General features: G+C 39.8%; 9 protein-coding genes. 6 read left to right on the plus strand and 3 right to left on the minus strand.

Annotated features, from left to right (window positions below):
- Nucleotides 1-233: 233 nt before the first annotated feature.
- Nucleotides 234-557 (plus strand): YbaB/EbfC family nucleoid-associated protein, encoded by a 324-nt coding sequence (locus IE056_RS17010; RefSeq protein ID WP_189606189.1) that lies wholly within the window; start codon nt 234-236, stop codon nt 555-557.
- 45 nt (nt 558-602) lie between these two features.
- Here IE056_RS17010 and IE056_RS17015 read toward each other — a convergent pair whose 3' ends face one another.
- Together IE056_RS17015 and IE056_RS17020 are read right to left on the minus strand one after the other, a co-directional pair.
- A complete protein-coding gene (locus tag IE056_RS17015) occupies nt 603-1,637 on the minus strand; it encodes a threonine aldolase family protein (protein WP_189606190.1) in 1,035 nt (344 codons plus the stop codon).
- 265 nt (nt 1,638-1,902) lie between these two features.
- On the minus strand, nt 1,903-4,317 hold the full coding sequence (locus IE056_RS17020; RefSeq protein WP_189606191.1) for a zinc-dependent metalloprotease: 2,415 nt from the start codon (nt 4,315-4,317) through the stop codon (nt 1,903-1,905).
- Between the two features lie 445 nt (nt 4,318-4,762).
- On the opposite strand from IE056_RS17020, the gene prfB reads away from it, so the two are divergent.
- From prfB to IE056_RS17040, 4 genes are all read left to right on the plus strand, one after another.
- Nucleotides 4,763-5,860 carry a peptide chain release factor 2 gene (gene prfB / locus IE056_RS17025; RefSeq protein ID WP_189606192.1) on the plus strand — a complete coding sequence of 366 codons (1,098 nt, stop codon included), beginning with the start codon at nt 4,763-4,765 and terminating at the stop codon, nt 5,858-5,860.
- 112 nt (nt 5,861-5,972) lie between these two features.
- A complete protein-coding gene (gene arsC, locus IE056_RS17030; RefSeq protein WP_189606193.1) occupies nt 5,973-6,317 on the plus strand; it encodes an arsenate reductase (glutaredoxin) in 345 nt (114 codons plus the stop codon).
- Between the two features lie 89 nt (nt 6,318-6,406).
- Nucleotides 6,407-6,799: a hypothetical protein gene (locus IE056_RS17035; RefSeq protein ID WP_189606194.1), complete on the plus strand. Its 393-nt coding sequence runs from the start codon at nt 6,407-6,409 to the stop codon at nt 6,797-6,799.
- An 89-nt stretch (nt 6,800-6,888) separates the two neighbouring features.
- The gene (locus tag IE056_RS17040; RefSeq protein ID WP_189606195.1) at nt 6,889-9,387 is read left to right on the plus strand and encodes a TonB-dependent receptor; all 2,499 of its coding nucleotides are present in this window, start codon (nt 6,889-6,891) and stop codon (nt 9,385-9,387) included.
- A gap of 113 nt (nt 9,388-9,500) precedes the next feature.
- Here IE056_RS17040 and IE056_RS17045 read toward each other — a convergent pair whose 3' ends face one another.
- Nucleotides 9,501-9,674, minus strand: a complete 174-nt coding sequence (locus IE056_RS17045) for a hypothetical protein (protein WP_189606196.1) — start codon at nt 9,672-9,674, stop codon at nt 9,501-9,503.
- Nucleotides 9,675-9,874: 200 nt separating this feature from the next.
- Here IE056_RS17045 and fumC point away from each other — a divergent pair, with 200 nt between their 5' ends.
- Nucleotides 9,875-11,272, plus strand: coding sequence for a class II fumarate hydratase (gene fumC / locus IE056_RS17050; protein WP_189606197.1), 1,398 nt, complete (start codon nt 9,875-9,877; stop codon nt 11,270-11,272).
- Nucleotides 11,273-11,284: the final 12 nt, after the last annotated feature.

An 11,284-nucleotide genomic window follows, 5' to 3' on the forward strand; every position in this document is an offset into this window, starting at 1 on the left:
GCATTCAACGGAACAGACCATCACAGCTATATCATAATGCTGCTTGATGCCTTTTAAAACACCTTAAGTAAAGAATTGGTGGTCTAGTAAAAGGGTAGTACTACAATCTGCTTTTACAAGTTTGCAAAAGTAAGGTATCTCAGTAAAATAATTAAGTATCTTTCCGGGAAAGAAGAGGAAGTAAAGTTTTTGTTTTATTTTTGTAGGTAATCAACTTTTAAAAAAGAGAAACTATGTTTGGAGATATGATGGGTATGATGAATAAGATCAAAGAAACCCAACAAAAAGTGGAAGAGACAAAAAAGCGACTGGATACAGTAACGCTTGAAGAAGCTTCCAGCGACGGATTATTAAAAGTAACCATTACCGCTAATAGGGAAATCAAAAATATTAGTGTGGCAGACGAGCTTTTGGAAGATAAAGAGCAACTGGAAGATTATCTCGTCCTCACCCTCAATAAAGCCATTACCAAGGCAACAAATGTGAACGAAGCCGAGCTTGGCGCTGTTGCAAAAGAAGGAATGCCCGATATTCCGGGATTGACAGATATGCAATAAATTTAAAAGAGGCTGTCCATTTTTCAATCGACAGCCTCCTTTAAATTATCCTTTCAGTTTAATTTTATCTATTACATAAATAAATTTCTGGTGCATATCTTCCGAATAATCCAGATGGGTAACAATTCTTAGCTTCCCCTGCCCCATATTACTAATCCTGATGTTGTCTTTCTCCAGCTGCTTTAGAAAATGGTGTTCTTCTGAAGGTTTTTTAAGATAGAAAATAACAATATTGGTTTCTACCGGCTCTACTTCACGAATATATTTTTGTCGACTTAAGGCTTTTCCTATTTCTGAAGCTCTTTGTTGATCCTGAGCCAGTCGCTCCACATGATTATCTAAAGCATAAATTCCGGCTGCGGCCATAAAGCCAATCTGCCGCATTCCGCCACCAAGAACTTTTCTTGTCCGCATTGCTTTCTGCATATATTTATCATCCCCGATCAAAACCGATCCCATGGGTGTTCCCAGTCCTTTTGAAAGACAGATGGAAATAGTATCAAACAATTCCCCGTACTGTTTGGGAGATTCTCCTTTTGCCACCAAAGCATTAAACAATCTTGCGCCATCGAGGTGCAGCCCCAGATTATGTTTATCACAAACTTTCCTGATCTTTTTGATCTCTTCCAGGTCATAACAGGCCCCACCTCCTTTATTGGTGGTATTTTCCAGACAAACAAGGGTTGTCAACGGACTATGATAAAAATCGGGCGGATTTATACTATCCTGCACCTGTTCGGCAGTGATCATTCCCAGATGGCCATCAACCAGCTTGCAGGAGACTCCGCTATTAAAGGATACTCCGCCTCCTTCATAATTGTAAACATGTGCCCATTTATCACAGATCAATTGATCGCCCGGCTGCGTATGAATCTTTATCGCAGCCTGATTGGCCATGGTACCGGTTGGGAAAAACAAAGCAGACGATTTTCCGAACATTTCTGCCAGTTTTCGTTCTAAAATATTAGCTGTAGGGTCTTCTTTATACACGTCATCACCCACCTCTGCAGTCATCATCGCCTGCAACATTCCTTTAGTAGGTTTTGTGACCGTATCACTTCTTAGATCTATTTCTTTCATGCTCTAAAATTTGTCATTTCCGCGAAGGCGGAAATCTTTAACTTATAATAATTATTATTTTTCTTAAAATGGTCTTGCGATTTGCCAAAAATCCACGAATACTTGTTTGCGCCCTTATATCAGTATTTTTTTTATTCCACAATCTTGAACGTCTATCTAGCTATTCTCTATACTTTTTTATCGCAACGTTGCAGAGATATCGCAAAGAACACAATGTCTCCTGTCTCTTTTCTATTGATTCCTGGTTCTTGTCTCATTTATAAATCTAACGTCTCAAATCTATATAACTCCCAATCGGGGAACCGTCGGGAATTTTTGGTACGTTAAGCTTAAGCTCAAAATCAGCCGGATTTCTCTCAAAAGCTTCGATCTCCCTTAATAACTGAAGTCGGGCGGCTTTGTTTCTATTCCGGTTTTTCTTCAGCCAATCCCGCAGTTCGGTAATTTTAAGGTTACTGATCGCTTTCACCTGTGGTGTCGAATTTTTGTGTACTGCCAGATTCATTATGTATTGAAGCACATTATAATTTACAGCATTCTGCACTTCCTGCAAATAAGCATCATTTTGGGAAGTCTTTATAGTTCCGGAAATCAATTTCTCTAAAACTTCTTCCAATCCGACCTGACCACCATCAATGGCTTTTTGCTGAACAAGCCTGGCTGCACGCTGCGGATGAAGAAGTAGGGTTAAAGTCATTTCACTCGCCGTGGCAGGAGCACCAAGAGCATCAAAAGCCACTCCTGTATTACTTTTGAAAGATTCCCTGCTTCGGTTAAAGCCGAAAGCTCGGGGCGGGAAAAGCTTTAGTTTTTGCTTTGGGATAGCAATGGTTTCAGATTTCAGCGTTAACATAAGAGCATCGAGAGCATCTTCCTGTCTTTTTCGATCAAGCGTTTCCACCACCGTTTGCCCATCCCCTTTTACGGCATAATTATAATCCAGTCCGCCAATAATCTTTACGGTAGCTTCAGTCTGATATCTGTGGAAAAAATAAAGCGGCACAAATACATCCTCAAGCACCGAATAGGCTTCTCCTGTCCTTATATTATCTTCAGAAAAATTGTCGATGGCTTTTTCCCGGATTTTCAGCACTTCCTTTAATTCCTCTGCCGCATCTCCCCTGTTGTCCCACAAATGCGCATTTACATGAGCTCCACCCTGAGCCCTCGCATCACTATCTGAAATAAATTGAAGCCCCCGCTCTTTAGCTTCGGTTAAAACACTATTCAAAAAGGCTTTTTCCATAGTATTTTCAGGAATGTCTGCATAACTGTATTTGACGGTGATCTTGTCCCACTCCCCAATTCCGGTATCGTAGGCATTGCTGAAATCTATTTCTCCTTCCTTCAGCTCAAACTGCGGATGAGGATAATCCATTACAGATGCTTTAGAATTTGCACTTGCAGCAAAGTTATGAGCAAACCCGATGGTATGCCCCACTTCATGGGCAGAAAGCTGTCGGATCCTTGCCAACGCCATTTCCATCATTTGATTATGATTATCATCATTTTCAGAAAATGGCTTGTTCATTAGTGCTTGTGCAATCATGAAATCCTGCCGGATTCTTAAACTCCCCAGGCTCACATGACCTTTGATGATCTCTCCGGTCCTTGGATCTACCACACTTGCACCGTAGCTCCAGCCTCGCGTGGAACGGTGCACCCATTGAATTACATTATATCTCACATCCAGCGGATCTGCATCCTCCGGAAGCATTTTCACCTGAAAAGCATCTTTAAAACCAATTTCCTCATAAGCTTCATTCCACCATTTTGCCCCGTCAAGCAAGGCAGATCTAACAGGCTCAGGCGTGCCGGGATCCAGGTAGTAGATAATAGGCGCTACCGGTTCGCTCAGGGCAGCTTCGGGATTCTTTTTTTCCAGGCGATGCCTTACAATGTAGCGCTTGGTAATAGGCTCATAAACCGGAGTGGAATAATCCATATAAGAAATGGAAATAGCGCCACTCCTGGGATCAAATATTCTTTTTTCATAACCATCTTCCGGAAGTTTCACAAAGGAATGATGCTGAATAAGACTCAGGTTTCCTGCATCTGGCGCTACACTTCTCACGGTTCTCCCCGATGGCTCTCCTTCAAATGTCAGCAATGCTTCGAATTCCACATTTTCAGGAAAGGCTTTGGTGTTTTCCAGCGCCAGCACGCTTTTATCACGGTTTACACGATAGCTGCCGTGGCCACCCTGTTGTAATCTGCGAGAAACACCATGGGCATCCTGCAGTAAAAAGGGTGTGAAATCAATTAGATATTTCCCTTCCTCCTGTTCCTCGATCTCAAAAGAATGGAGGACAGATCGTACGAAAGCCTGTTCCACACTTCTCCGCTCCAGCTCGTTATCGGTTTCTGCCCTAAAATCCAGATTCGGCTGCACTAAAAGAAGTTTATTTCCGGCTTTTTCAAACCGTACCACTTTAGTTCCTCCCAACTGGCCTCTGTCGAGACCAATATCATTAGAACCCAATCCTGTGGTAAGAAAATGAACATACAGGAATTCAGTATCTATTTTGTCTACTTCCAAAAGGATTTTATCCTCTACTTCAGAATAATGAAAATTGAAAAACCCTTCATACTTTTCAAGATTTTCTGTTTGTTCAGAAAACTGGGCAATGGAAAGATTCGAGATAAATAGAAAAAGGCTGAGGAGTAGTTGATTTTTCATCAAAATGATTTTCTCAAATTTAAACAAAATCATTTTTTAGAAAAGTAGAAGCCGGTTTTTAACTTAGATTCCAAAGCCGACATAAAAATAATATTTTACACACTTCTAATAATCAATAATTTGCATTTTATCTTTTTTAAAGATAATTACATGAAACTGTTCGATTCTATGCTGCCCGGTTTCAGAAGAAATAAATAATATTATTCTGAAGAAAATTAAAAGCATTATTTTTACTTGCTAAAGGTAAAAGGAAGATACCTAAATTTGCAACGGACAGAAGTAATTACTGTAGATATGAAAATTTCCGCCGACAAACTTCCCACATTTGGTCTCCATCCGGTACAGACCTGTCCCGGCTGTTGCTGAAGTTTTCTGTCAACAACAAAGAATTACTTTTTCTTCCCGATTTTTAAAAAAAGACTTATACTTCAATAAAAAATAATATATGGTTACTACCGAAAAGGTAAAAGATATTGCTACCCGTCTCGATAAGCTGAAGATACATTTAGGTATCGATCAAAAACTTATTGAGATACAGAATGAAGAAGAAAAAACCTTTGATCCCGATTTCTGGAACGATCCTAAGGAGGCGGAACTTTTTATGCGAAGCCTTAATGAAAAGAAGAAATGGGTAGAAGATTATAAGGTAGCGAAGAACTGGGCCGAAGAACTTCAGGTTTTGATCGAATTCCATGATGAGGGTGATGCTTCTGAAGAAGAGGTGCAGCAACAGTATGATAAAATTATAAACATCATTGAAAGTATGGAGTTTAAAAACATGCTTTCTGAAGAAGGAGACAATTTAAGCGCCGTTCTGCAAATTACCGCCGGTGCCGGGGGTACAGAAAGTTGTGACTGGGCAGAAATGTTGATGCGTATGTATCTTATGTGGGCTGAGAAAAATGGATATAAGATCAAAGAACTGAACTACCAGGCTGGAGATGTTGCCGGAATCAAAACGGTGACCCTTGAAATTGAGGGCGAATATGCATTTGGCTGGCTTAAAGGTGAAAACGGAGTCCACAGACTGGTACGCATCTCTCCTTTTGACAGCAATGCCAAAAGACATACTTCCTTTGCTTCTGTTTATGTATATCCCCTGGCAGATGATACCATCGAAATTGAAATTAATCCATCGGAAATTTCATGGGAAACCATGCGATCATCGGGTGCGGGAGGACAGAATGTGAACAAGGTGGAAACGGCAGTACGATTGCGCCACGCACCTTCCGGAATTGTAGTGGAGAATTCAGAAACAAGGTCACAGCTGGAGAATAAAACAAAGGCTATGCAACTCTTGAAAAGTCAGCTTTATGAGATAGAACTTCAGAAGCAGCAGGCCCAGCGAAGAGAGATCGAAGATTCAAAAATGAAGATTGAATGGGGATCACAGATCAGGAATTACGTAATGCACCCGTACAAGCTGGTTAAAGATGTAAGAACTGGAGAAGAGACGGGAAATGTTGATAATGTAATGGACGGGGAAATTGACCAGTTCCTGAAGGCATTTTTAATGATGATGGGTCAGAAAGAAGAATCCTAGCTCTCATTATTATTATTTCTATTTCCAGAGGATCCGGATAGTACTATCCTGGATTGGGTTTTCATTTACGGACTTTGTAACTTAGAGATCAGAATATTTTAAAGCTTAAACTATGGTTACCATATATCACAACTCCCGATGCAGAAAATCCAGAGAAGGACTTGAACTTTTAAATGGTTCCGGAAAAGATTTTGAAGTCAGAGAATATTTAAAAGAGCCTGTATCCACAGAAGAACTAAAATCTTTGCTGGACAAGTTGGGAATGGCTCCTATTGAACTGGTAAGAAAAGAAGAAAAAATCTGGAAAAAAGAATTCAAAGGAAAAGATCTCAGCGACGATGAACTAATTAGGATTATGGTTGAAAATCCAAAACTAATTCAGCGTCCCATTGTCGTAAAAAACAATGATGCTGTTGTGGGGCGGCCAGCATCCCGAATTTCAGATCTACTCAATTAACAATGCTTTGACCTAAGGCTTAAAGATTTAACGGCACATTAACCCAAAAGCTCTCTCTTCCTTTTTATCTTTAAAAGAAAACCCCAGAGATGAGATTAGTTAAAAAATACCGGTTATTTATAATATTTGCATTACTGTTTTTTCCAGGCGCTATGGGTTATTCGCAAACAATGACCCAAAATGAACCCAGTCCGGAACTTGAGGAAGTGGCAAAAGAAAAAACAGATATGTGGATTGAAGAACTTTCCCTTAGCGGAAAACAGGCTGCTCTTATGGAGAAGAAAATTGTGGAGTTTGCTCTTAAAAGGGAAAAAATCATCCAGTCTAAAATGCGGGAGGAAGCAAAAACAGAACGGTTAAAAGCCTTACAGGAACTTGAATACAAAGATATGAGGGACATCCTTACTCAGCCTCAGTTTGACAGATACATCGCATTAAAGCAAGAAAAAATAAATCAACAGAGCCAAAACAAGCAGAAGTAAATCCTCTTCCGTGTTATATTTTTAGAAAATTTTGGCATTCCCTTTTTAAACCATTGCAGGTTTTCCTTGTCAAACAATAAAAACAAGATATGACCTTCCAAATACCCCGGCATTTCTCGGGAATTGCCTTAATGTTTATTTTTCTTTTCAGCTTTATTAGTATTCAAGCACAAAACAAACAAAATACCGTTACAGGAAAAGTAGTGGATGAGGCGGGAACACCTCTCGAATATGCTACAATTTCTTTTGAAAATACTGCCAATCCCGAAAATATTACCGGGGGAATTACAGATCCCGAAGGAGTATTTTCTATAGATGTAAGTGAAGGAACCTATGACATTACTGTAGAGTTTATCTCCTTTGAACCCAAAACTTTTTCAGGAAGAGAAATAACATCCGATGTTGAAATGGGCACAATTACCCTGGGAATGGCCGCCGGAGAACTCGATGAAGTAGTTGTAACGGCAGAAACTACTCAGGTAGAAGTGCGACTGGATAAAAAGATTTATAATATTGGAAAAGATCTTACCACTGCAGGAGGTACCGTGAGTGACGCTTTAAATAATGTACCCTCGGTTTCTGTTGACCTTGAAGGTGGAATTAGCCTTCGGGGTAATGAAAACGTAAGGATCCTCATTAACGGAAAACCATCGGCAATGGCCGGTTTTGGTAGTACAGATGTTTTGGCGCAATTGCCTGCAGATGCCATTGAGCGTGTGGAGGTCATTACTTCCCCTTCTGCCCGTTACGATGCTGAAGGAACAGCCGGTATCCTGAATATTATTCTAAAAAAAGAAAAAACTTTGGGCTTTAACGGATCTGTAACTCTCACTGCAGGACATCCGGACAATGCCGGGATATCTGCCAATGTAAATTACAGAACAGACAAATTTAATCTATTCAACACCACAGGTTTCAGATATTTTGATGCCCCCGGAAACGGATTTTTTGATACGCGATATAATGAAAACAGTAATGTTGATTTTGACAGGATTGTAGAAGACAGGGAAATCACCCGCTTAAACCGTGGCTATAATACCAATCTGGGAATGGAGTATTACCTGAACGACCAATCGTCTATTACAGGTAGTATTTTCTTTAGAACCGGAGAGGATGAGGATGTAACTACAAACGTAACAGATAATTACCTGAACACTTTCAGTTCAAGCAATCCTGCTTACGGAACTACAAGGATTGAAAATCAAATGGAAGAAGATAACAGCTGGCAGTTCGCTCTGAATTACATTAATAGGTTTAGCGAAAGCGGACATCAACTTACAGCTGATCTTCAATATGAAACTGACAAAGAGACTCAGACAACAAGAATCGATGAAACTCCTGATTTTAATGAAATAGAATATGAGCGTTTTCTTTTCGGAGAAGCCATAGACCAGGAAGAGACACAAAAAGAATGGTTGATTCAGGCAGATTATGTTTTACCAATTGGAAAAGACTCACAGTTTGAAGCTGGATACCGTGGTAACTTTGAGAACGAAACCACAGACTACAATATTAGACAGGAAGACACTTTAGGAAATTTGGTGTTAAATAATAGACTTACCAATATTTTTGATTACACAGAAAATGTACAGGCATTATATACGCAGTACGGAACAAAATTCGGGGATGTTTCCTTTCTACTGGGATTAAGGTTGGAAAACACCAACTTGAAAGGAGAAATAGAATCTGAACTTACAGAAGCCGAACTTGAAGAGGAATTCGGGTTTCCTATAAATACCAGTTTTGATAATAATTATCTAGGTTTATTCCCAACGGTAAACGTAATTTATGAATTAGCTGAAACAGAGAACATTACCATAGGATATAACAGAAGGATCAACCGTCCTCGGGGATGGTTTATTAATCCGTTCCCTTCCAGAAGTAGTACAAACAATGTTTTCCAGGGAAATCCTAACCTCCAGCCTGCTTTTTCCAACGCCTTTGATGTTGGATATCTAAAGAGATGGGAAAAATTAACCCTTACCTCTTCTGTTTACTACCAAAAGGAAACAGATGCCTTTGAACGTATTGAGGAGAATGTGGAAGGATCTAATGTGGTAAGGACTATTCCGGTGAACCTTTCGAGTAATGAAAGAACAGGTGGGGAACTTGGGCTTTTATATAATCCGGCAAACTGGCTAAGACTGAATGGTAGCTTTAATTATTTTCAGTTCAAAACCGAAGGTGAATTCAACAACAGAGATTATAATGCCAAAAATACCAGTTATTTTGCACGATTTAGTTCTAAGGTAACGCTGCCGGGAAGTATAGACTGGCAAACAAATGCTTTTTACGCAGGACCATCTGAAGGAGTTCAAGGAACTCAGGAAGGCTTACTGTCCATAGATCTTGCATTGAGCAAGGAATTGTTCAACGAGACCACTACCCTGTCCTTTAATGTTAGGGATTTGCTTAATTCTAGGAAAAGGGAGCGATATACCACCACCAATACCTATGACAGGTATAGTGAATTCCAGTGGAGACAACGTTCCTTCAATATCTCTTTAATGTACAGGTTTAATCAACAGAAAAGAGACCAACGAAGAGAAGGAGAAAATGGTGACGATATGGGAGAAGGCGAGTTTTAAGCGGAAGAAAAACAATGTAAAAAAGCCATCTGAGAATAAATCAGATGGTTTTTTTTTATTTGTCCAAAATTCTGGAAAAACCAAGACATAAAAAAAAGGACCTGAGTCCTTTTTTATGCGTTTTCCTTTTCCAGGCGTTTCTTCTCTTTCTTTTCATCAAGCATTTCTTTAACTGCTCCTCCAATCCAATAGGGAACGATGGCAGCCAAGAAAAGCATAAGCCAGAATCCTATTAGGACAATGATGGCAAATGCTAAAAAACCCAGATACTGATCAAATTCAAACATGATTTCCTTAGTTTTTGAATCTTCGTCAAAGATAACAACTCTTCACAGCTTATTACAAATAATTCTCAAATTAATTTCTAAAGCATTTACCTGAGAATCTTTTAGTATCATTTATTTCTGAAAACTTCAAATTTTTGTAGGATTTTTTTGAGCTTAAAAACAGCTGAAACCGTAAATTTGTATTCTAAAATATAAGCATTATGGATTATAGAATAGAAAAGGATACTATGGGGGAAGTTAAAGTCCCTGCAGATAAACTTTGGGGCGCACAGACAGAGCGTTCCAGAAATAATTTTAAAATTGGTGCTCCCGGCAGTATGCCTCTGGAGATTATTTACGGCTTCGCTTATCTTAAAAAAGCAGCCGCTTATACCAATTGTGAATCTGGTGTCCTTCCTGTAGACAAAAGAGATCTTATTGCACAGGTATGTGATGAGATTTTGGCCGGAAAACATGACGATCAATTTCCATTAGTGATCTGGCAAACAGGAAGTGGAACCCAAAGCAACATGAATGTCAATGAAGTGATTGCCAACCGTGCACATCAACTGGCAGGAAAGAAAATTGGGGAAGGCGAAAAAACCCTGAATCCAAATGACGATGTTAATAAATCCCAGTCTTCCAATGACACCTTCCCTACAGGAATGTACATTGCTGCTTATAAAAAAATAACCGAAGTAACTATTCCGGGGGTTCGTACCCTAAGGAATACCTTCAAAAAGAAATCGGAAGAATTTAAAAACGTGGTGAAGATAGGACGTACCCATTTTATGGATGCCACCCCATTGACCCTTGGGCAGGAATTCAGCGGATATGTTTCTCAGCTCGACCACGGATTAACCGCTTTGGAAAATACACTGCCGCATCTTGCCGAACTCGCCCTTGGTGGCACTGCAGTAGGAACCGGACTTAATACTCCAAAAGGATATTCCAAGAGAGTAGCAGAGTTCATTGCTAAATTCACAGAATTACCTTTTTCTTCTGCTCCCAATAAGTTTGAAGCCCTTGCCGCCCATGATGCTTTTGTGGAAACTCACGGAGCTTTAAAGACTCTGGCTGTTTCACTTAACAAAATAGCCAATGATATACGAATGCTTGCTTCAGGACCTCGAAGTGGAATTGGAGAGATCAACATTCCTGCAAATGAACCCGGATCTTCCATTATGCCGGGTAAAGTGAATCCCACTCAGGTAGAAGCGCTTACAATGGTTTGTGCTCAGGTAATGGGGAATGATGTTGCTATTAATGTTGGTGGAATGCAGGGACAATTTGAACTGAATGTCTTTAAACCAGTAATGGCAGCAAATATCCTTCAAAGTGCTCAGTTATTAGGTGATGCCTGTGCTTCTTTCGAAGAACATTGTATTGCAGGAGTGGAACCAAATCATCCACGAATCCAGGAATTACTGAATAATTCCCTGATGCTGGTTACGGCTTTAAATACAAGGATAGGATATTATAAAGCAGCAGAAATAGCAAACACTGCTCATAAAAACGGGACGACACTTAAAGAAGAAGCAGTGAACCTGGGGTATGTGACTGCCGAAGAATTTGACGAGTGGGTAGATCCAAAAGATATGGTGGGTGGTTTAAAATAAATTCACCTAATA

Origin of the sequence: Salinimicrobium marinum, assembly GCF_014651535.1 — a bacterium.
GTDB lineage: Bacteria > Bacteroidota > Bacteroidia > Flavobacteriales > Flavobacteriaceae > Salinimicrobium > Salinimicrobium marinum.

Coding starts and splice junctions, on each gene's coding strand:
- IE056_RS17010 (WP_189606189.1), top strand. CDS start 234: ATGTTTGGAGATATGATGGGTATGATGAATAAGATCAAAGAAACCCAA.
- IE056_RS17015 (WP_189606190.1), bottom strand. CDS start 1,637: ATGAAAGAAATAGATCTAAGAAGTGATACGGTCACAAAACCTACTAAA.
- IE056_RS17020 (WP_189606191.1), bottom strand. CDS start 4,317: ATGAAAAATCAACTACTCCTCAGCCTTTTTCTATTTATCTCGAATCTT.
- prfB (WP_189606192.1), top strand. CDS start 4,763: ATGGTTACTACCGAAAAGGTAAAAGATATTGCTACCCGTCTCGATAAG.
- arsC (WP_189606193.1), top strand. CDS start 5,973: ATGGTTACCATATATCACAACTCCCGATGCAGAAAATCCAGAGAAGGA.
- IE056_RS17035 (WP_189606194.1), top strand. CDS start 6,407: ATGAGATTAGTTAAAAAATACCGGTTATTTATAATATTTGCATTACTG.
- IE056_RS17040 (WP_189606195.1), top strand. CDS start 6,889: ATGACCTTCCAAATACCCCGGCATTTCTCGGGAATTGCCTTAATGTTT.
- IE056_RS17045 (WP_189606196.1), bottom strand. CDS start 9,674: ATGTTTGAATTTGATCAGTATCTGGGTTTTTTAGCATTTGCCATCATT.
- fumC (WP_189606197.1), top strand. CDS start 9,875: ATGGATTATAGAATAGAAAAGGATACTATGGGGGAAGTTAAAGTCCCT.